Below are 20,501 nucleotides of genomic sequence, written 5' to 3' on the forward strand. Positions count from 1 at the left end.
ACCGGCAACACCCCCGTGACAAAATTTTCACATTGGGTTAAACAGAATTCGCACCCGCACCATGCTGCGTTGGTTCACACCTGCGCCATCTCCGCAAACCGCAATCCTAGGACCTTCCCATTCATGGCCAACCCTGACGCCTTGAAGCAACGGGGCGCGCGAGCGCCGTTCCCGCCGACCCTGAAATCCCACCTGGCCTACACGCTGCTCAGCGGCCTGGTGATCATGCTGATGCTCAGCCTCGTGCGCCTGGCGCTGCTGGTCTACAACAGCGACATGATCGGCGAAACCCCATATGCGACTGTCGCCGAAGGCTTCCTCAACGGCCTGCGCTTCGACTTGCGGGTGGTGGTGTACCTGAGTATTCCGCTGCTGCTGGCCATCCTCAGCCCCTGGGCCATGGCCCGGCGCGGGGTGTTCCGCTTGTGGCTGACCATCAGCGCGAGCGTGGTGATGTTCCTCGGCCTGATGGAAATGGACTTCTACCGCGAGTTCCACCAGCGCCTCAACGGCCTGGTCTTCCAGTACATCAAGGAAGACCCGAAAACCGTGCTGAGCATGCTCTGGTACGGCTTCCCGGTGGTGCGCTACCTGTTGGCCTGGCTGTTCGGTACCTGGCTGCTGAGCCTGCTGTTCAAGGGCATCGACCGCATCACCCGCGGCGCTGGCAACGGCGAAGTCACCCTGCAGCGCCGCGTGGCACCGTGGTACAACCGCCTGGCCGTGTTCATGGTGATCCTGCTGGTGGCCGTGGTCGCCGCGCGTGGCACCCTGCGCCAGGGCCCGCCGATGCGCTGGGGTGATGCCTTCACCACCGATTCCAACTTCGTCAACCAGCTGGGCCTGAACGGCACCCTGACCCTGATCGATGCCGCCAAGAGCCGCTTCGGCGAGGACCGCGCCAACATCTGGAAGCCGGTGCTGCCGCAGGACGTGGCCACGCAAAGCGTGCGTGAGCAACTGCTGACCGCCAACGACACGCTGGTCGACGCCGACGAGGCTGCCATCCGCCGCGACTTCACGCCGCCGGCCGAGCGCACCCTGCCGATCAAGAACGTGGTGGTAATCCTGATGGAAAGCTTTGCCGGCCACTCGGTGGGCGCGCTGGGCAGCCCCAACAACATCACCCCGTACTTCGACAAGCTGGCCAAAGAGGGCCTGCTGTTCGATCGCTTCTTCTCCAACGGCACCCATACCCACCAGGGCATGTTCGCCACCATGGCCTGCTTCCCCAACCTGCCAGGCTTCGAATACCTGATGCAGACCCCGGAAGGCGGCCACAAGCTGTCTGGCCTGCCGGCCTTGCTCAGCGCCCGCGACTACGACGACATGTACGTCTACAACGGCGACTTCGCCTGGGATAACCAGTCCGGGTTCTTCGGCAACCAGGGCATGACCACCTTCATTGGCCGTAACGACTTCGTCAATCCGGTGTTCTCCGACCCAACCTGGGGCGTGTCCGACCAGGACATGTTCGACCGTGGCGCCGAAGAGCTGGCCAAGCACGACGGCAAGAAGCCGGTCTACGCACTGTTGCAGACCCTGTCCAACCACACACCGTATGCGCTGCCCAAGGACCTGCCGGTAGAGAAAGTCACTGGGCAAGGCCGCCTGGACGAGCACCTCACCGCCATGCGTTATTCGGACTGGGCGCTGGGCCAGTTCTTCGAGAAGGCGCGCAAGCAGCCGTACTTCAAGGAAACCCTGTTCGTCATCGTCGGCGACCATGGCTTTGGCAACCAGCAGCAGGTCACCGAGCTGGACCTGGGCCGCTTCAACGTGCCGTTGCTGCTGATTGGCCCGGGCATCCAGGAGAAGTTTGGCGCGGTCAACCACACCGTGGGCACCCAGGTCGATATCGTGCCGACCATCATGGGCCGCCTGGGTGGCCAGGCCCGCCACCAGTGCTGGGGCCGCGACCTGCTCAACCTGCCTGAGGGCGACCAGGGCATGGGCATGATCAAGCCATCGGGCAGCGAACAGATCGTCGGCCTGGTGCAGGGCGACCGCATCCTGATCGAGTCCAAGGACATGACCCCGCGCATGTACCGCTACCAGCTGGGGCGCGAGTTCAAGGCCGAGCTGATCGAAAGCCCGGATCAGCCGGAAATGCTGAAAAAGCTCGAGGCGTATATCCAGACGGCGACCAAGAGCCTGCTGGATAACACCGCCGGTGTAGTGCACGGCACCCCGAAGTAAGGCTGCAGTCAGGGCCGCCTTGCGGCCCTGTTCGCCGGCAAGCCGGCGCCCACCGGTACAGCGCATGGTGCGCAACCTGTGCACTCCCCCGGTGGGGGCCGGCCTGCTGGCAATGGCCCCGCCTCAAACCTCCCCGACTGAACATTCTTCTTGGCCCAAGGTCATTTATTCAGGCATCACACACCTGTGTTCCTTGAATTGAGAGGGCTCGTTCAATGAAAGAGTGGGAAGTCATCTTTGCCGACCAGAAAGGCGAACCGTCCTCGCTGGTGCTGCATGCCGAGCACCGTCCCAGTGAGGAGGACGCCGCCCGCGCGATACGCTCGCACCTGTTCCCGGTGATGGATGAGCTGGACCTCAACGACTTCCAGGACCGCACCATTTCTCCCACTGCCCGCTGGCTCAAGGAGCAGAGCGGCGTGACTATCACCAGTATCCACGAAGCGCCCTGACCTGTACGTTTGCGTGGTGCCGAGGCAGGCACTACGCTGGTGGAAGGTGCCTGTTGTTCCGCAGGTTGGCACCGCATCTCTTCGCGTCTTGCATCAGCTCGAACTGCCCGGCCGCTGCCGGCAGGTGCGTAGTGCACGGAAAGTCTATCCATCGCATTATTCAGGAGGACGATTCATGAGCAGCCAGAACGACGATATCAGCAGCAACGTCCTGCGCCAGATGAAAGCAGGCGGTTTCGACTTCACCCAGATCCACCCCATCGAGTTCTACGCGGTGTTCCCCGACGAGGCTGGCGCCCGTCGCGCCGCCGGCCAGTTTCGCGGCGAGTCCCTCAATGCCCAGGTGAAGGAACTGGACGACGGTGCCTGGCACCTGGAACTGAGCAAGGTCATGTATGCCACCCACGGTGGCATAGGTGACTTCGAAGAGGCCTTCGAGCAGCTGGTCACGCCCTATGGTGGCGAGGTGGAAGGGTGGGGGGTCAAGCAGGAGCGGGTCACCGCCTGAGCGTTCTGTGCTGCCTGCTTCGCGAGTGTGCCCGCTCAACCAGGGAGCTGGCCCGGGGCAATTCACCGGTCATCCTGTGCCAGCGGGCCAGCCGCGAAACCGTGTACGCCGCTCTCAAGGCTTGCGCTTGGCCATGTGCGCCAGATAGGCCAGCAGGCTATCCAGCTCTGCTTCGCTCAACACGCTTTGCGTAAACGCCGGCATCTTCGCCTGCGGCCACTGCCGCAGGCGCTGCGGGTCACGAATCAGTTGCCGTAGATACCCCGGCTGGAAATACTCGGTCGGGTTGTGCGGCACGTTTAAGTCTGGGCCCAGCTGCGCATCCCCGGCACCGTTGAGCCGGTGGCAGGCCAGGCAGTTTTGCTGGAACAAGGCAAAGCCCTGGCGGACCGGGCTGTCGGCCGGCAGCTTGGGGTCGGGCAGCAGCGCCGGAAAGCGCGCTTCGACAGAGGCGAGCTTGCGAATCGTGGCAATCTGGAACGGCCACTGTTCCGGGCGGATGCCGCTTGCCTGCGGTGCAGTCCACACCAGGTAGAACGGCCCAGCACTCGGTTTGCCCTGGCCCAGTGCCGGCCACGGCTTGCCCGGGTCTTCCACGGCCAGCCAGGCCTGTGCCGGCCCGCGCTGCAGCAGCGGCGCGGCGGGCATTTCGGCAGCAAAACCGTCCAGGGCCACCGCCTGCAGATGGTCGCAGGCGTTCACCCCCTCGAGCAGCACGGCCAGCGGCACCGCCCGATAATGCATGGGCCGCTGGTAGGACACGTCCTGGTCGATGCTGATCTCCCGAGCCTGCGGATGCGCCAGCAGCTCGGCACTGCTCCATTGGCGCGACGTGGAGCCCAGTTCAAGGTGCAGTTGCGCCGCCGACAGCGGCAGGCTCAGGAGTAACGCTAACAGTGCAAGGCAGTGGCGCATGGGTAATCTCCAACCATCAAGGCCAGCAGGTTACCTGTGCGTTGCCTGTTGACGCCACAGCGGCAATCAGCCAAACAAGCGTGTCAGGTTCGGCAGGATCAGCAGCAGAGTCGTGGCGAAGAGAATGAGCCCAGCTTGGCGAATTTTCGATTGTCTGAACATGGCGGACCGCCTTCTTGTTGTTATTCCTGAATACCCCTTGGCTTCCCTGTCGAGCTTCGGGCTGATCGCAGTGGCGTGGGTGGACGCCGGTACTGCCTGCCTCTTGAAAGTGGATATACAACCAACAGTAGGGTGTGCGTCATCCATGTTTGAGAACCCTTTGTTCTAACAATTGACGATATCGGTTTATCTGGCTATGAGGCCATGTGCCATCCGGCTGGCATCCTCTCGCTAGACAGTGGCGCAAGTGCCAGCAGCGCGCCGACGAAATGTGACCGTTCGTCAGTGCGCCCTACTTGCTTGTACGTGCCTTTCGCGTCAGTCTCTACAGCAGATTCCCACCTATGTCGTTCAGGACTATCCCTATGTCGTTACGCATCTGCATCCTTGAAACCGATGTCCTGCGACCGGAGTTGATCGCGCAGTACCAGGGCTACGGCAGGATGTTCGAGCAGCTCTTCTCGCGTCAGCCGATCGCCGCCGAGTTTCGTGTGTACAACGTGATGAATGGCGACTACCCCGCCGACGAGGAAGTGTTCGATGCGTACCTGGTGACCGGCAGCAAGGCTGATTCCTTTGGTACCGATCCGTGGATCCAGACCCTCAAGGCCTACCTGCTGAAGCTGTACGAGCGTGGCGAGAAGCTGTTGGGGGTGTGTTTCGGCCACCAGCTGCTGGCGTTGACCCTGGGCGGCAAGGCCGAGCGCGCCGAACAGGGCTGGGGCGTGGGCATTCATCGCTATTCGCTGGCGGCCCATGCGCCGTGGATGGACCCGGAAGTGTCGGAACTGACCTTGCTGATCAGCCACCAGGACCAGGTGACCGAGTTACCCGAGGGGGCCACGGTGATTGCGTCCAGTGACTTCTGCCCGAACGCGGCCTATCACATTGGTGACCAGGTGCTGTGCTTCCAGGGCCACCCGGAATTCGTCCATGACTATTCCCGTGCGCTGCTGGATGCGCGCCAGGAATACCTAGGGGATGAGGTGTACCACAAGGCGGTGGCCAGCCTGGCCACCGAGCACCAGGGGGACCTGGTCGGGGAGTGGATGCTGCGCTTCATCCAGCACCCGATCAGCAAGCACGACGCGGCGTAACGGCCGGGGGCCGCAACGCGGCCCCGGCTTTCTAGAGCCAGCCCGATTTCTTGAAGCTGGCATAGAGCCCGCTACAGCCCAAGCCGATCACGCCCAGCACCGCAAAATAGCCGTAGTGCCAGCCCAGCTCCGGCATGTTCTGGAAGTTCATCCCGTAAATCCCGGCAATCGCCGTAGGGAACGCCAGGATCGCCGCCCAGGCGGCGAACTTGCGCTGCACGATGCTCTGCCGCGACGATTCCAGCAGCATGCCGATCTCGATGGTCTGGCTGGCGATGTCGCGGATGCCGGCCAGGTCCTCCATCTGCCGTGTCACGTGGATCTGCACGTCGCGGAAATACGGGCGCATGTTCTTGTCGATGAACGGGAAGCTCAGGCGTTGCAGTTCCTCGCTCACCTCCACCATCGGCGCCACGTAGCGGCGCAGGCGCAGGATGTCGCGGCGCAGGCTGTGCAGGCGGCGGATATCGTCCTCCTGCAGCGAGCCACCGAGCACGCTCTGCTCCAGCTCCTCGATCTCGCCATGAATGGCCTCGCTGACCGGCTGGTAGTTCTCGGTGACGAAGTCGAGCAGGGCGTACAGCACGAAGTCTTCGCCGTGCTCCAGCAGCAATGGCCGCGCCTCGCAGCGCTGACGCACCAGGGCGTAGGATTTCGAGTGGCCGTTGCGGCAGGTGATGATGTAGCCGTTGCCGGCGAAGATGTGGGTTTCGATGAACTCCAGCTTGCCTTCGTGGCGCACCGGCGAATAGGTGACGATGAACAGGGCGTCGCCGAAGGTTTCCAGCTTGGGCCGGCTGTGCTTTTCCAGGGCGTCCTCGATGGCCAGTTCGTGCAGGTTGAACTGCCGCTGCAGGTTGGCCAGCTCCTCGGCGTTGGGCTCTTCCAGGCCGATCCACACGAAGTGCCCGGGCTTGCGTGCCCACTCGCTGCCTTCGTCGATGCTGATGTTGGTGACCTTTCTGCCGGCGCTGTACACCGCCGATGCCACGACTCGACCCATGGTTGTTCGCTTATTCCGGTTGGACACGACGTACAGCTTGGGCTGTACCTGGCGCAAGAGCAACCTGCAAGGCTGGAGTTGTTACTGGCTTCTTCGCGGGCCTGCTCGTTCCCACAGGATTACCACAGCTTCAGGCATTGTGGGTGACCTGTGGGAGCGGGCGTGCCCGCGAAGGGGCCAGTGCAGGCAACCTAGCCTTTGGCCAGTTCCCCTTCCATACGGTCGATGCAGTGCTGCATCTGTTGGCGGCACTGGTCGATCAAGGCTGGCAGGTCCTGCAGGGTCATGCCGGCCGTGGCGATCGGGGGGAGCGAGCGCACGATCACCGTGCGCTGGCGCCAGCTGTTCAGGGCCAAGCGCCCGGCGTAACGGCTGACGCACACCGGCACGATCGGTACACCGGCCTCGATGGCCATGTGGAACGCACCTTTCTTGAACGCCAGCAACTGCCTGCCAGCATTGCGTGTACCTTCCGGGAAGATCCAGATCGAGGTGTCGTCCTGCAGCACCCGAGTGGTCTTCTGCAGGGCCTTGCGTGCCTGGTAGGCGTTCTTGCGGTCGACCAGCACGTTGCCGCCCAGCCAGAACAGCTGGCCGAACAGCGGGATCCAGCCCAGGCTCTTCTTGCCGATGGCCACGGTGCGCTGGGGCACCACCTGGCCCAGCACGAACAGGTCGAAGTTGGACTGGTGGTTGGCGACGATCACGCAGCCGGGCGGCTGGTCCCACAGCGGGCCGACTTCGGCCTTGACCTTGAGCCGCATCAGCCAGGTGGCGGGCAGGCTGTAGAGGCGGGCGAATACGCGGCTGTTGTCGGGGTTGAACGGGCGGCACAGGCCAATGACCAGGCCCACCGCGCCAACCACAAGAAAATGCAGCGCCAGCAGGAACATGCGAAGGGAGTAGAGCATGGTACGACTCACACCAGACATTCGCCGCGCAGTGTACGGGTGTGCACTGGTCGCGGCAAACCCTGGTGTGAGCCAGTGCGGTCAACCCATGTGCTGCTGGTCCAGCTCGATCGCCTTGTCCAGCGCTTCCAGCAACCCTTTGCGTACCTTCAGCTTGGTGTTCTTGTGCGCCAGCATGTTCAGCTTCTTCAGCTCGCGCGCCGTCGCCAGTGCGGCCTCATGCAACTGTTCGGCAGGCACCACCTTGTCGAGGAAGCCGGCCTCTACCGCGCCTTGCGGGTCAAACACTTCGGCGTTGATCACCGCGCGATGGAAGGCCGAACGGCGCAAGCGGTCGCGGGCCAGCTCGATACCGGCATGGTGCATGGTCATGCCGATCTGCACTTCGTTCAGGCACACCTTGTACGGCCCTTCGACGCCGATGCGATAGTCGCCGGACAACAGCAGGAAGGCGCCCTTGGCCACGGCATTGCCCGGGCAGGCGACCACCACCGGGAACGGGTGCGCGAGCAGGCGGCGGGCGAGGGTGGAACCGGCGGTGACCAGGCTGATGGCTTGTTGCGGGCCGCTGGTCATTACCTTGAGGTCGTAACCGCCGGACAGAATCCCCGGCTGGCCGGTGATGATCACCACCGCGCGTTCTTCAGTGGCGCGGTCGAGCGCGGCGTTGAACGCGGCGATGACGTCTGGCGAAATGGCATTGACCTTGCCGTTGTTCAGGGTCAGGGTGGCGATGCCGTCTTCGGCGTGGTAGGTAATCAGCTCGCTCATGGCAGAGTCCTTTTGTTGGCGTGGCGACGACGTTACCCAGCGCCAGGGGCCAGGTAAAGCAGCAAGGCTGACCGGTCGGTCAGCGTTCGCCGGGGCTCAAATGCAAATGCATGAAAAAATTGAAAAAAATGCTTGCCAAAGGAAAGACCTTCCACTAAATTAGCGCGCCTCGACAGGCTGAAAGGCTTGAAGAGAAAACGGTGAAGTGTCCGAGTGGTCGAAGGAGCACGCCTGGAAAGTGTGTATACGAGAAATCGTATCAAGGGTTCAAATCCCTTCTTCACCGCCACATTCTACGAAGAGCCCCCGCGCTGAAAAGCCGGGGGCTTTTTGTTTTCCGTGAAAAATGGGGCCGCAACGCGGCCCCCCCAGTCTCAGAAACTCACCGAAGCCGAAAGGCGGGCGGTTCGCGGTGCCCCCTGGAACAAGTAATTGTCGCCCAGGTAGTCCCCCACGTCGCGCCAGTAGCGCTTGTCGAACACGTTATCGACTGTCAGCCGCAGCACCGTGTCGTACCCCCCGACCCGCAGGCGGTATCGGCTACCGAGATCGAACACGGTGTACCCGCCAACCTCCACGTTCCCCGCTTGGCTCGCATACTTGCTGGCGCTGTAGCGTGCGCCGCCGAGCAACGCCAGGCCCGGCACCGGCAGGGTGTATTCCGCCTGCAGCGCCGCCCGCAGCCTGGGCACGTTGATCGCCTGGTGGCCCTCATAGGCATCGGTACCACTGTTCTGTACCCGCGCACGTATGGCTGCGGCGCTGGCCTGCACCTGCAGGTTCGAAGTCACCCAGCCGCTGGCGCCCAGCTCCAGGCCGGTGTTCTTCTGCTGGCCTTGCTGGACGTAGGTGTAATGGCCGGTGCCATCCGGGCGTGCATATTGATACGCCTGGCGGATCTGGAACAGCGCGGCGCTGAGGCTCAGGCCTTGCCAGTCGTGCTTGAGGCCGAGTTCCAGCTGGTGCGACGTGGTCGGCGCCAGTATTTCGGCGGCGTTGTCGGCAAACCAGGGGGCTGTGCCTCCGGCCGACAAGCCCTTGGCGTAGCTGGCATACACCGTGGTCTCCGGCTGCGGCTTGTAGATCAACGCGGCATTGGGCAGCAACTGGTACTGGCGGGTATGGCGGCCCGCCACGCCGTTTTCGTCCCAGGTCTTTTCATCCAGACGCACTTCACGCGCGCCCAGCACGGTCTGCCATTGCTCGCTGAAGCTGATGCGGTCGCTGACGAACAGGCCGTACTGGCGGCTGTCCAGGCGGCGTTCGCTGGCGCCGATGGGTTTGTCGGACGGGGCGAGTACCGGGGTACCCGCATGGATGTTGCCGGTGCCTAGCCACTCGTTGTAATACGGGCGCTGATCAAGGGTGCGCCGCTGCGCACTGCTGCCTACGGTCAGGTCATGCGCCACGCCGAGCGCGTCGAAACGCCCATTGAGCATTGCCTGTGCTTCATCGGTGCGGCGGGTATCGTCGGGGCTGCGGAAGTCGTAGATATCGTAGTCGCCGTTGCTGCCGAAGAATGCGCCTTCGCTCGACCCCCAGGCAAACGAACTGTAGTCATCGATCACCACCTTGCTGCGCGAGGCACGCAAGGTTCCGGTCCAGGCCTCGTTGAGGTGGTATTCGAAACGCCCGCCCAGGTTCAGCGAGTCGTTCTGCACCGGCTTGGCCCAATGCTGGTAGGCCAGGCGGTCGTCGGGGTCGATGCCGTGGGGCACAGTGCTACCACCGAGCAGCTGATAGCCCGGTACCGAACGTTGCTCCCGGTGCTGGTATTCAGCATCCAGCTGCAAGGTTGCATCCGGGTTGAGCTGCCAGTCGAAGGCCAGCGAGGCGAAGTCGCGCTTGCCATCGGCGTGGTCGACATGCGAGCGGATGTCTTCATGGGCCAGGTTGGCGCGCAGGCCGAACTGCCGCTCGCTGCCGAACCAGCCGCCCAGGTCGGTGGCCAGATAGCGTTCGCCCTGTTCGTTGGTCGAGACGGTGACGCTACGCACGTCTTCGGCGCGCTTGGTCACGTAGTTGATCAGGCCGCCTGGCTCCGACACGCCGCTCTGCAGCCCCGACAAGCCTTTGAGCAACTCCACCTGCTGCTTGTTTTCCAGGGCCACGTTCTGCTCGCCGGCGATGGTCTGGCCGTTGATGCGGTAGCTGCTGGCCGCATTGAGCTCGAAGCCGCGGACATTGAAGTTTTCGTAGTAACCGATGGGGGCATAGCTTTCGCCCACCGAGGCATCGCTTTGCAGGACTTCGCTGAGCAGGCGTACCTGGCGGTCTTCGAGCAACTGCTGGCTGAACACGCTGACAGCGGCGGGGGTGTCGAGCAAGGGCGCGGGCTGGAAACCGCCCACTGCAGCCTCGCGTGCCTGGTAGCCATCGTTGGCATAGGTGTCGGACACCTGTACCGGGGCCAGCAGCACGCTGTCTTCGGCAAACACCTGTGGGCAATGCAGGGCCAGGCCCAGGCTGAGCAGGCTCAGGGGCAAGCGAGGGGGACGCGGGGGCATGCGGTGGGGCTCCTGGATGCGCACTCCTGTGTCGGCCTCTTCGCGGGTAAACCCGCTCCCACAGGGCAGTCACTACAACCGAGGCAGGTGATTTCACTGTGGGAGCGGGTTTACCCGCGAAGAGGCAGGCACAGGCCATGAAAAAGGCGGCATCTTACAGCCGCCTTCAGCATAAAACGATCCGCGCCCTGCGATATTCAGCCTTTGCCGCCCGGCCGCCGGTGCTGGCGCCAGTTGTCGTCGATCTTCGACCAGGTCTTGCCATCGGTACTGGCCATGAGCTTGCGCCCGTCCTTGAAGGTGGCCAGGAAGGTGGCTTCTTCTTCCTTGCCGCCCAGCCACAGCCCGGCCAACAGCCCTACCGGCCCGGCCACCAGGGCGCCGGCCACGCCCCAGCCCAGCGCGCTGCCCAGGCTACGGCTGGATTCAAGGCTGGCCAGCCGGAGATCGCTGATCCGTGCCAGGGAAATCCGCTCGCCCGGGGAGGGGCTGCGCGGGGTCTTGAGTGTGAGCGATCCGTTGCGATACTCGCCTTCACCTTGCAAGAAATCGCCGGATTGCACCGTGAGTCTTGTCATAACGTTGTCCTGTCAGGGAAAGGGCTTTGACCAACGCTTACTGAGCGCTGCCATGGCGGGCAAGTCAACGGCCAGACGACGGAGGGTAGTGCGGTAGGTTGTCGCCATGCCTGATGGCCTCTTCGCGGGCAAGCCCGCGAAGAACCCAACGCGCGCTTTTCAGGCCATCTGCAACAGCTGCCTGCGCTTGCGCTCGGCTGCCACCCACGCCAGCAATGCCAGCGCGCCAATCACCAGCCCGGCGACCACGATGCCCATCCAGCCCTGGTACTGGAACAATTGCGTGCCCAGCAACGACCCCAGCGCCCCGCCAATGAAGTAGCAGGTGATGTAACCGGCATTCAGCCGCGTCCGCGCTTCGGGGCGCAGGGCGATCACCGCGTTCTGGTTGCTCACGTGCACCAGTTGCACCGCCAGGTCGAGCATCAGCACGCCCAGCAGCAGGGCCAGCAACGACTGTTCGGCAAAGCCCAGCGGTACCCAGGACAGCAGCAACACCACCAGGCCCACGGTTGTGCCCAGTGCGCCCTTGCCCCGGTCGGCCAGACGCCCGGCCCAGTTGGCGGCCAGTGCACCCGCAGCACCGGCCAGGCCAAACAGGCCGATCACTGCATCGGAATAGTGGTACGGGTCTTTTGCCAACAAGAATGCCAGCGGCGTCCAGAACAGGGCGAACAGGCTGAATGCCAGCAGGCCGAGCAGCGAGCGCAGGCGCAGCACTGGCTCTTCCACGAACAGGCGGAACACCGAGCCGATCAACGCCGGGTATTTCAGCCCGGCATGGCTGTGGTGTTGCGGCAGGCTGCGGTACAGCGCCACGGCGGTGATGGCCATCAGCACGGCGGCCAGCACGTAGATGCTGCGCCAGCCGCCCAGCTCGGCCATGAACCCGGCGGCGGTGCGCGCCAGCAGGATGCCCAGCAACAGGCCGCTCATCAGCGTGCCGACCGCGCGCCCCCGCGAATGAGGCTCGCTGAGGGCTGCAGCCATGGGCACCAGGATTTGCGCCACCACCGAGAACAGTCCGGTCAGCGCCGTGCCGAGGATCAACCAGGGCAGGCTCGGTGCGCAGGCACTGATCACCAGGCCCAGGGTGGCAATCACGGTCATCACGGTTATCAACCGTCGCTGTTCGAACAGGTCACCGAGTGGCGCCAGCAGCAGCAGGCCGGCGCCATAGCTGAGCTGCGCGGCAATGACGATGCTGCCCGCGCTGGCGGTGCTCAGGCCAAACTGTTGGGCGATGCTGTGCAGCAACGGTTGCGCATAATAGTTGCTGGCCACGGCCAGGCCAGTGGCGGTGGCCATCAGCAGGATGAGTGCGCGGCTCAGGGTGGGGTTGTGCATGTGGTTCTCGTGGCAGTTAGGGGGAGGGGCAACCTGTACCGGCCCCTTCGCGGGCTTGCCCGCTCCCACAGGATTTTCACCGGGCCGGAGCCAGTGGGGTGCCTGTGGGAGCAGGCAGCCCGCGGAGAGGCCGGTACAGGCAACCGTTGGATCAGGCTGCAAACCCGCCATCGACAGTCAGGCTGGCCCCGGTAATGTACCCCGCCTCAGGCCCCGCCAGGTACGCCACGAAGCTGGCGATCTCGTCCGCCTCGCCATACCGCCCGATCGCCATCAGCGGGATCAGGCTTTCGGCGAATTCACCGCTGGCCGGGTTCATGTCGGTGTCCACCGGCCCGGGCTGCACGTTGTTCACGGTAATGCCTTTGGGTCCCAGGTCACGGGCCATGCCACGGGTCAGGCCGACCAGTGCCGACTTGCTCATGGCATAGGGCGCACCACCGGCAAACGGCATGCGTTCGGCGTTGGTGCTGCCGATATTGATGATGCGCCCGCCCTGGCCCATGTAGCCCGCGGCCGCCTGGCTGGCGACGAACACGCTGCGCACATTCACTGCCAGCATGTGGTCGAAGTCGGCCAGGTCGAACTCGGTCACTGGCGCCACCGCCAGCACGCCGGCGTTGTTGACCAGGATATCGAGCCGGCCGAAGGCCTTCACGGTGTCATCCACGGCCAGTTGTACCGCAGCGGCATCAGCGCTGTCGGCGCGCAGTGCCAGGGCGCGGCCGCCGTTTTCGGTAATTTCCCGCGCCAGTTGTTCGGCCGGGCCGGCAGAGCTCACATAGGTGAAGGCCACCTGCGCGCCTTCACGGGCCAGGCGCCGCACGATGGCTGCGCCGATACCACGGGAGCCGCCTTGCACCAGGGCCACTTTGCCTTCGAGGGTGTGTTGCTTGGACATGTTGATCTCCTGCTGGAAGCCAGGCCGGAATGCCTTGGATGGGCGCAGTATCGGCGCTTGATTACCCGCTGATAAGATGGCAATCACTATCAGCAGAGTAAACCTTTGGTTGCTAATCATGGCCATGGAATCGTTCAACGCTTTGGAGTGTTTCATCCGCAGCGCCGAGGTCGGCAGTTTTGCCGAGGCTGCCAGGCGCCTGAGCCTCACCCCGGCTGCGGTAGGCAAGCATGTTGCTCAGCTGGAAGCACGCTTGGGGGTGCGGTTGTTCCAGCGTAGTACCCGCAAGCTGACCCTGACCGAGGCGGGGCAGCGATTTCTTGGGGAGGTCAGTGACAGTTTCCGCACCATCCAGTACGCCGTGGCCAACCTGGCCAGTGCCGAGGGCCAGCCGGCCGGGTTGTTGCGGGTCAGCATGGGCACGGTGTTCGGCCGTTTGTACGTGCTGCCCCTGCTGGGCGAATTCCTGCGTCGTTACCCGGGTATCACCCCTGACTGGCATTTCGACAACCGCCAGGTCGACCTGATCGGCCAGGGCTTCGATGCCGCGATTGGCGGCGGCTTCGAACTGCCTCCAGGGGTGGTGGCGCGCAAGTTGACCCCGGCGCACCGGGTGCTGGTGGCGGCGCCGGCTTATCTGGCCCGCCATGTACCGGTCACGGAGCCACAGGCGCTGCAGCGGCATGACGGTATCCTGATCCGTTCGCCGCAGACCGGGCGCGTGCGCTCGTGGCCGTTGACCAGCCGCTGGCAGGAGCAGCAGCCCTTGGCGTTGCGTCAGGCGATGACCATGAGCGATTCGGACGCGGCGTGTGCGGTGGCCGAGCAAGCGCTGGGGATTGCCCTGGTGAGCCTGCCGTTTGCGGTACCGTACCTGGAGAGCGGGCGGCTGCGCCGGGTGCTGCCGGACTGGTATGTGGACGATGGGCATATCAGCCTGTATTTCGCCGAGCACAAGCTGTTGCCGGGCAAGACCCGGGCGTTTGTCGATTTTGTGGTGGAGCAGTTTGCCCACCAGGGCCTGGCGAGGCGGTTCGATGCCTTGCAGGCGCTTTGATGGTACTGCGCGGCTCCCAGGCTCGATGCGATCGTTGTAGGAGCGGCCTTGCGTCGCGATGGGCTGCGTAGCAGCCCCCGACTATTCATGCTGGCGCGCAGATCCTGGGGCCGCTGTGCGCCCCATCGCGACGCAAGGCCGCTCCTACAAAGCGACCGCATGTGGCCGCGCCGGGTGGCGGGGCAGCTCAGGCTATCTCGACAATCAACAACGTCTGCGACCCCAGCCGCACCTCATCATCCACGTGCTTGCCCATCAACTGCTGCCCCAGCGGCGATCGCGGGGTAATCACCGTGACCAGCCCATCCCCCTCACCAATCTTCAACCCTGCCGCCGCGGGCCCGAGGAACAGACGCCGTTGCCCGCCGTCTTCATCCTCTAGCGTCACCAGGTTGCTCATCTGCACCCCGCGTGCCGGGTCATGGTCGCGCAGCAGCAATTGCTGATAGGTCTGCAGCGCCGTGCGAATTTCCGCGCTGCGGCGGGCCTGGCCGGTAGCCAGGTACGAGGCCTCCAGGCCCAGGGTATCGTACTTGTTTTCGGCGATGTTCTCCTCGGCGGTGGCCGCTTCATACGCGGTCTGTGCTGCGCGTGTCAGCACGTCCAGGTCACGCTCGAGGGTAGCGACGATCTGCGCCAGCAGGCGGGGCTTGTCCATGGTCAGTAACAGAACTCCAGCACGTTGGCCTGGCTTTTGTCAGTGGGCGCGGTGCGATTCTGCTGCAACCAGAACTGGCATTTGGGGTTGTTCAGGTTGCGCGGGTTGCCCTGGGCGGCTTCGGCGGCCTGTTGCTGCTCCTGCTTGTGCAGGATGTCCTTGTAACGCTCGAACATCTCGGCCTGGCCGTCCGCCGCCGGGGCTGGCGCTGCAACTGGCCGGGCAATGCCAGGCGCCACCGCCTGGGCCAGCGGCTGCACCTGCTCTGGCCACAACTGCAGGGCCAGCCACAGGCTGGCGGCGATAGCCATGGCGCCCAGCCACAGGCCCAGGGCTACGCACAGGATCAACGGTAACGGCTTGAGGGTGATCTTCAGTTCACGGTGGCGGGGCATGGCACTGTCCTGGCAGGGTGGTTCGGGGTGCATTGTCGCATGCGTCCGGGCATTTTTCCGCGCCGGTGCTTTTGTCGGCGACAATTTATCCGCAGAATTCGCGGTTTTCCGTTGGGCGAGGGCAGGGCACATGAAAGCCACCTGGGATATCTTCTGCACCGTTGTCGACAACTATGGCGATATCGGCGTGACCTGGCGTCTGGCCCGCCAGTTGGTGGCCGAGCATGGCCTGGCGGTGCGCCTGTGGGTGGACGACCTTCGTGCGTTCGTGCGCCTGTGCCCGGGGGCCGATGCCGCACTCGACCAACAGTGGCAGCAGGGCGTGGAGATACGCCACTGGCCAGCCGACTGGCAGCCGGTGGCAAGCGCCGACGTTGTCATCGGAGCCTTCGGCTGCCGCTTGCCGGCGGGCTATATCGAAGCACTGGCCGCGCGACCGTCACCGGCGCTATGGCTGAACCTGGAATACCTCAGTGCCGAAGATTGGGTGGAGGGTTGCCACGGCTTGCCGTCGCCACAAGGCAACGGGTTGCGCACGGTGTTCTACTTTCCCGGCTTTACCGCCGGCACCGGCGGCCTGCTGCGCGAGGCACCCTTGCTGGCGCGCCGTGCCGCCTTCGAGGCCGACCCGGCGCAGCGCACTGCGTTTCTCGCCGGGCTCGGCGTACAGGTGCAGGACGGCGCGCGGCTGATCTCGCTGTTCGCCTACGAGAATCCGCACCTGGGTGGCTGGCTGCAGGCCCTGGCCGAAGATGCCCGGCCCAGCCACCTGCTGGTGCCGGAAGGGCGCATCCTCGGCGACCTGTGTGCCTGGCTGGGCGAGCCTGCGCTGCCGGTGGGGGCGGTACGCCAGCGCGGTGCGCTGACCGTGCAGGTGCTGCCTTTCGTCAGCCAGGACGATTACGACCGCCTGCTCTGGTGCTGCGACTTCAACGCCGTGCGCGGCGAGGATTCGTTCGTGCGTGCGCAGTGGGCAGGGCGGCCACTGCTGTGGCACATCTACGTGCAGGAAGAGAATGCACACTGGGAAAAACTCGAAGCGTTCCTGGCGCTTTATCGCCAGGGCCTGTCGGATGCTGCCGGCGAAGCCCTGGTCGATCTGTGGCGCGCCTGGAACCTCGACAGCCGCACGCAACGCGACATGCACGCCGCCTGGGGCGAGGTGCTGGCGCATTGGGACGAGCTGCAGGCGCATGCCCGCCACTGGTGTGCCAAACAGGCCGCTCAGCCGGACCTTGCCATGACGCTGGTACAGTTTTACCGAAATTGGCTATGATACGCGGCCTCGATTTTTATAAATCCATCCAGATTCGGATACTGCGTAATGAAAACTGGTAAAGAACTGAAACCCGGCACCGTACTGCGGATCGACAACGACCCGTGGCTGGTACAGAAAGCCGAATTCACCAAGTCGGGTCGCAACAGCGCGATCATGAAGACCAAGCTGAAGAACCTGCTGACCGGCTACAAGACTGAAACCGTCTACTTCGCCGACGACAAGCTGGACGACGTGATCCTCGACCGCAAGGAAGTGACCCTGTCCTTCATCAGCGGTGACGCGTACACCTTCATGGACACCACCGACTACACCATGTACGAGCTGAACGCCGAAGACATCGACGCCGTTCTGCCGTACATCGAAGAAGGCATGCAGGACGTCTGCGCCCTGACCATGTACGAAGAGAAAGTGGTATCGGTCGAACTGCCGACCACCATCAGCCGCCAGGTTACCTACACCGAGAACGCTGCTCGCGGCGACACTTCGGGCAAGGTCATGAAGCCTGCCAAGCTGGCCAACGGTACTGAAGTCCAGGTTGCCGACTTCATCGAAATCGACGAGTGGATCGATATCGACACCCGCGATGGCTCCTTCAAGGGCCGTTCCAAGAAGTAATTCTTCTTGTGAAACGCAAAAAACCCGGCCTTGGCCGGGTTTTTTCGTATCTGGATCGTTACCTGCAAACACTCGCCTGTGTAGGAGCGGCCTTGCGTCGCGATGGGCCGCGAAGCGGCCCCACAATCCCACAAAAATACTGGCTTTTGCAGGCCACTCCTGGGACCGCTTCGCGGCCCATCGCGACGCAAGGCCGCTCCTACAATCGAGCCTTAGACGGTCACATGCAGCCGTACGTCCACGTTATTGCGGGTGGCATTCGAGTATGGGCACACCTTGTGCGCCTTTTCCACCAGCCCTTCGGCCTCGGCCTGGGCCAGGCCCGGCAGGTTGATGTGCAGGTCGATGTCCAGGCCGAACCCGCCCGGAATCTGGCCGATGCCGACCTTCGCAGTGATCGAGGCCTCTGCCGGCAGGGCTTTCTTCTCTTGCCCGGCCACGAACTTCAAGGCGCCGATGAAGCATGCCGAGTAACCGGCGGCGAACAGCTGCTCAGGGTTGGTACCGTCACCACCAGCGCCACCCAGTTCCTTGGGGGTGCTGAGCTTGACTTCCAGCTTGCCGTCGCTGGAGCGGGACTTGCCGTCGCGCCCACCGGTGGAGGTAGCTTCTGCGATGTACAGCGGATTGACCTTTTGCATCTTGAGCCTCGCTAACGTGTTGTGCGCTTCCGTCTGCGGAAGGGCGCGGGTTGGTGTGGGATTTAAATTAGCGCGCAATTAGTTTGTGCGCAAGATAAATTATCGCCGTTCGTCCGGAGGCCATCCCTCAGCCAGATTGTCAGAGGTTCTTCTGCAGATTCTCGCGCAACGTCAGCAGGTCGGCCTGCAGCTGTTGCAGCTGTTCCAGGCTGCGGCCACTGGCCTTGAGGATGCACTGCGGCACCTCCCTGGCCCGCTGTTGCAGAGCGCGGCCTTGGTCGGTCAGTTGCACCAGCACCACCCGTTCGTCTTCGCGGCTGCGGTTGCGCTGCAGCAGGCCTTCGCTTTCCAGGCGTTTGAGCAACGGCGTCAGCGAGCCGGGGTCGGTAAGCAGGTGCTGGCTGATCTCGCCCACGGTCAGGCCATCGTGCTCCCACAGCACGAGCATGGCCAGGTATTGCGGGTAGGTCAGGCCCAGGGCCTGCAACAGTGGTTTGTAGACCTTGGTCATCAGCAACGAGGTGGAGTGCAGGGCGAAACAGACCTGGTTGTCCAGCAGCAGCTCGTCACAGGAGGCTTGGGTGTCGGCGTTCATGCAGGTCCTTGAAAGGTAATCAATGGGTAAGTCTGGCACGCTGATCATCAGTGCGCGCATTACTCGTGCAGTTCACTGCGCAAAGCCAGGTCCCATGGTGGAATCGGGCTGAAGCGGCTCTTGAGAAATTCGAGCAGCAAACGGCTGCGAGAGTTCGTTTCGTGTTCCAGGCGTAGCGCGTAGATACCGCTGGTTTCGGCTTGCGGCAAGCCGCCGTCGCAAAACAGTGGTACCAGCTCGCCGCGCAGCAGGTACTCGCTGATCAACCAGGTGGGCAGGTGGGCGATGCCCAACCCGGCGAGCGCCCCGAACAGCAGGGTCTCGGCGTTGTTCGCGGCCATGCGCATGCGTGCGGGGCGGTACAGGCGGGTTTGCCCGGCCACGTTGAAGCGCCAGGCAAAGGGCGGCGCCAGGCCGTCCCAGTCCAGGCCGTCGTGCCCGGGCAATTCGCTGGGGCAGGTGGGGATGCCGCGGCTGGCCAGGTAGGCGGGGCTGGCGCAGGCGATACGCACCATGTAGGCCAGTGGCGTGGCGACCAGCCGGGTATCGGCCAGCGGGCCGGCGCGCAGCACCAGGTCGACTTTGCCGAGGTGGCTGCCATGCAGGTCGACGAAGCTGTCGATCAGGCGCAGTTGCACGTCCAGGCCCGGGTAGGCCACCAGGAAGTCGGCAATGGCCGGCGCCAGGTGGCGGCGGCCGAATGCGGCGGGGGCGTCGATGCGGATCAGGCCTTCGGGGGCATTGCTCAGCGACACCGCTTCGGCGCGGGCCAGGCGCAGTTCTTCGATGATGCGCCTGGCCCGTTCGGCGAAGGCGTTGCCCGCGGGAGTGGCGCGCACGGCGTGGGTGCTGCGGGTGAACAGGCGGCTACCTACGGCGCTTTCCAGGCTGTCGATGCGCCGGGCTACGGCAGACGGGGTCAGCGGATGGCGGCGTGCGGCAGCAGAAAAGCTGCCGGTTTCCAGCACATCGAGGAACAGGCTCAACTGGTCGGTCAGGGTATCAGGGCTCATGGTTGCCTTGCTTATGCGGATGACGCACAGCCATTGTGCGCTGCTGTGCGTTTCCCCGCCAGCCCGCAGTGGCTAGCATGCTTGCATCGTGTGTACAGGCAGAGAGGCCCTGATGATCGAGTGGGTGTTGTATATCGTGCTGGGCGCTGCCCTGGGGACCATGGGTGGCCTGTTCGGCATTGGTGGCGGGTTGATCGCGATTCCGGCGCTGGGCGTGCTGTTTGGCCTGGACCAGCAGCTGGCCCAGGGGACGGCACTGGTGATGGTGGTGCCGAACGTGCTGCTGGCGCTGTGGCGCTACCACCAGCGTAACCGCATCGAACTGCGCCACGCCGTGCCATTGTCGCTGTGCAGCTTCGTGTTCGCCTGGCTGGGGTCGATCTGGGCGGTGGGGCTGGATGCGCACTCCATGCGCCTGGGCTTTGTCGGCTTCCTGGTCGCCCTGGCAGTGTGGAACGTGGCGCGGATGTTCATGAAAGTTGCGCCGCCGAGCGCCGAGCTGCGTCATCCCTGGCCATGGCTGGGCGTGCTGGGCAGCTTCGCCGGCACCATGGGTGGCTTGTTCGGCGTGGGCGGGGCGGTGGTGGCCACGCCGATCCTGACCAGTGTGTTCGGTACCACCCAGGTGGTCGCGCAGGGGTTGTCGCTGGCCCTGGCGGCGCCGAGTACCTTGGTGACCTTGCTCACCTATGGGGTGCACCACAGCGTTGACTGGAGTGTGGGCATCCCGTTGGCGGTGGGCGGCTTGCTCAGCATCAGCTGGGGCGTGAAGCTGGCCCATGCGTTGCCCGAAAAGGCGCTGCGGGCGATGTTCTGCGTGTTCCTGGTGGTGTGCGCGGTGATGCTCGGGTTTGAGCTGTGAGGGCTTTGCGGTCTTGTCGCGAGCAAGGCCGCTGC

General features: G+C 64.0%; 21 protein-coding genes and 1 tRNA gene. 9 read left to right on the top strand and 13 right to left on the bottom strand.

Going from position 1 to position 20,501, the window contains the following annotated elements; translation table 11 throughout:
- Positions 1–123 precede the first annotated feature (123 nt).
- From HU763_RS07360 to HU763_RS07370, 3 genes are all read left to right on the top strand, one after another.
- The gene (locus HU763_RS07360) at positions 124–2,199 is read left to right on the top strand and encodes an LTA synthase family protein (protein WP_186688995.1); all 2,076 of its coding nucleotides are present in this window, start codon (positions 124–126) and stop codon (positions 2,197–2,199) included.
- A gap of 215 nt (positions 2,200–2,414) precedes the next feature.
- Positions 2,415–2,651, top strand: coding sequence for a hypothetical protein (locus HU763_RS07365; protein ID WP_170028855.1), 237 nt, complete (start codon positions 2,415–2,417; stop codon positions 2,649–2,651).
- Between the two features lie 175 nt (positions 2,652–2,826).
- Positions 2,827–3,159, top strand: a complete 333-nt coding sequence (locus HU763_RS07370) for a ribonuclease E inhibitor RraB (RefSeq protein WP_170028856.1) — start codon at positions 2,827–2,829, stop codon at positions 3,157–3,159.
- Positions 3,160–3,273: 114 nt separating this feature from the next.
- Here HU763_RS07370 and HU763_RS07375 read toward each other — a convergent pair whose 3' ends face one another.
- Positions 3,274–4,074 carry a cytochrome c gene (locus HU763_RS07375; protein ID WP_186688997.1) on the bottom strand — a complete coding sequence of 267 codons (801 nt, stop codon included), beginning with the start codon at positions 4,072–4,074 and terminating at the stop codon, positions 3,274–3,276.
- Positions 4,075–4,601: 527 nt separating this feature from the next.
- Between HU763_RS07375 and HU763_RS07380 the strand changes: the two genes are divergently transcribed.
- Positions 4,602–5,333 carry an amidotransferase gene (locus tag HU763_RS07380; protein WP_186689000.1) on the top strand — a complete coding sequence of 244 codons (732 nt, stop codon included), beginning with the start codon at positions 4,602–4,604 and terminating at the stop codon, positions 5,331–5,333.
- Positions 5,334–5,364: 31 nt separating this feature from the next.
- Here HU763_RS07380 and HU763_RS07385 read toward each other — a convergent pair whose 3' ends face one another.
- From HU763_RS07385 to HU763_RS07395, 3 genes are all read right to left on the bottom strand, one after another.
- Positions 5,365–6,336, bottom strand: coding sequence for a magnesium and cobalt transport protein CorA (locus HU763_RS07385; RefSeq protein ID WP_186689003.1), 972 nt, complete (start codon positions 6,334–6,336; stop codon positions 5,365–5,367).
- Positions 6,337–6,527: 191 nt separating this feature from the next.
- Positions 6,528–7,247 (bottom strand): lysophospholipid acyltransferase family protein, encoded by a 720-nt coding sequence (locus HU763_RS07390; RefSeq protein ID WP_186689006.1) that lies wholly within the window; start codon positions 7,245–7,247, stop codon positions 6,528–6,530.
- Between the two features lie 81 nt (positions 7,248–7,328).
- The gene (locus HU763_RS07395; protein ID WP_186689009.1) at positions 7,329–8,018 is read right to left on the bottom strand and encodes a crotonase/enoyl-CoA hydratase family protein; all 690 of its coding nucleotides are present in this window, start codon (positions 8,016–8,018) and stop codon (positions 7,329–7,331) included.
- A gap of 199 nt (positions 8,019–8,217) precedes the next feature.
- Here HU763_RS07395 and HU763_RS07400 point away from each other — a divergent pair.
- Positions 8,218–8,307, top strand: a tRNA-Ser gene (locus HU763_RS07400).
- An 85-nt stretch (positions 8,308–8,392) separates the two neighbouring features.
- Here HU763_RS07400 and HU763_RS07405 read toward each other — a convergent pair.
- The 4 genes from HU763_RS07405 to HU763_RS07420 form a co-directional block, all read right to left on the bottom strand.
- The gene (locus HU763_RS07405; RefSeq protein ID WP_186689012.1) at positions 8,393–10,525 is read right to left on the bottom strand and encodes a TonB-dependent siderophore receptor; all 2,133 of its coding nucleotides are present in this window, start codon (positions 10,523–10,525) and stop codon (positions 8,393–8,395) included.
- A 197-nt stretch (positions 10,526–10,722) separates the two neighbouring features.
- Positions 10,723–11,103 (bottom strand): hypothetical protein, encoded by a 381-nt coding sequence (locus tag HU763_RS07410; protein ID WP_186677919.1) that lies wholly within the window; start codon positions 11,101–11,103, stop codon positions 10,723–10,725.
- A 159-nt stretch (positions 11,104–11,262) separates the two neighbouring features.
- Entirely contained in the window at positions 11,263–12,450 is a 1,188-nt protein-coding gene (locus HU763_RS07415) for an MFS transporter (protein WP_186689015.1), read from the bottom strand.
- Positions 12,451–12,601: 151 nt separating this feature from the next.
- Positions 12,602–13,351 carry a 3-oxoacyl-ACP reductase family protein gene (locus HU763_RS07420; RefSeq protein ID WP_186677915.1) on the bottom strand — a complete coding sequence of 250 codons (750 nt, stop codon included), beginning with the start codon at positions 13,349–13,351 and terminating at the stop codon, positions 12,602–12,604.
- Positions 13,352–13,469: 118 nt separating this feature from the next.
- Here HU763_RS07420 and HU763_RS07425 point away from each other — a divergent pair, with 118 nt between their 5' ends.
- The gene (locus HU763_RS07425; RefSeq protein ID WP_186689017.1) at positions 13,470–14,408 is read left to right on the top strand and encodes a LysR family transcriptional regulator; all 939 of its coding nucleotides are present in this window, start codon (positions 13,470–13,472) and stop codon (positions 14,406–14,408) included.
- A 187-nt stretch (positions 14,409–14,595) separates the two neighbouring features.
- On the opposite strand, the gene HU763_RS07430 is transcribed toward HU763_RS07425, so the two are convergent.
- Both HU763_RS07430 and HU763_RS07435 read right to left on the bottom strand, forming a co-directional pair.
- On the bottom strand, positions 14,596–15,066 hold the full coding sequence (locus HU763_RS07430; RefSeq protein ID WP_186689019.1) for a GreA/GreB family elongation factor: 471 nt from the start codon (positions 15,064–15,066) through the stop codon (positions 14,596–14,598).
- 2 nt (positions 15,067–15,068) lie between these two features.
- A complete protein-coding gene (locus HU763_RS07435; RefSeq protein ID WP_186689021.1) occupies positions 15,069–15,461 on the bottom strand; it encodes a hypothetical protein in 393 nt (130 codons plus the stop codon).
- Between the two features lie 130 nt (positions 15,462–15,591).
- On the opposite strand from HU763_RS07435, the gene earP reads away from it, so the two are divergent.
- Positions 15,592–16,737: an elongation factor P maturation arginine rhamnosyltransferase EarP gene (gene earP / locus HU763_RS07440; RefSeq protein WP_186689031.1), complete on the top strand. Its 1,146-nt coding sequence runs from the start codon at positions 15,592–15,594 to the stop codon at positions 16,735–16,737.
- A 48-nt stretch (positions 16,738–16,785) separates the two neighbouring features.
- Positions 16,786–17,355, top strand: coding sequence for an elongation factor P (gene efp, locus HU763_RS07445; RefSeq protein WP_170028870.1), 570 nt, complete (start codon positions 16,786–16,788; stop codon positions 17,353–17,355).
- A gap of 212 nt (positions 17,356–17,567) precedes the next feature.
- On the opposite strand, the gene HU763_RS07450 is transcribed toward efp, so the two are convergent.
- The 3 genes from HU763_RS07450 to HU763_RS07460 all read right to left on the bottom strand — a co-directional run bounded on the left by HU763_RS07450 (position 17,568) and on the right by HU763_RS07460 (position 19,604).
- The gene (locus HU763_RS07450) at positions 17,568–17,996 is read right to left on the bottom strand and encodes an organic hydroperoxide resistance protein (protein WP_170028871.1); all 429 of its coding nucleotides are present in this window, start codon (positions 17,994–17,996) and stop codon (positions 17,568–17,570) included.
- A 139-nt stretch (positions 17,997–18,135) separates the two neighbouring features.
- Positions 18,136–18,591 (bottom strand): MarR family winged helix-turn-helix transcriptional regulator, encoded by a 456-nt coding sequence (locus HU763_RS07455; protein ID WP_186689036.1) that lies wholly within the window; start codon positions 18,589–18,591, stop codon positions 18,136–18,138.
- 59 nt (positions 18,592–18,650) lie between these two features.
- On the bottom strand, positions 18,651–19,604 hold the full coding sequence (locus HU763_RS07460; RefSeq protein WP_186689039.1) for a LysR family transcriptional regulator: 954 nt from the start codon (positions 19,602–19,604) through the stop codon (positions 18,651–18,653).
- A 112-nt stretch (positions 19,605–19,716) separates the two neighbouring features.
- Between HU763_RS07460 and HU763_RS07465 the strand changes: the two genes are divergently transcribed.
- Positions 19,717–20,466 carry a sulfite exporter TauE/SafE family protein gene (locus HU763_RS07465; protein ID WP_186689042.1) on the top strand — a complete coding sequence of 250 codons (750 nt, stop codon included), beginning with the start codon at positions 19,717–19,719 and terminating at the stop codon, positions 20,464–20,466.
- Positions 20,467–20,501 lie beyond the last annotated feature (35 nt).

Source organism: Pseudomonas anuradhapurensis (assembly GCF_014269225.2).
GTDB lineage: Bacteria > Pseudomonadota > Gammaproteobacteria > Pseudomonadales > Pseudomonadaceae > Aquipseudomonas > Aquipseudomonas anuradhapurensis.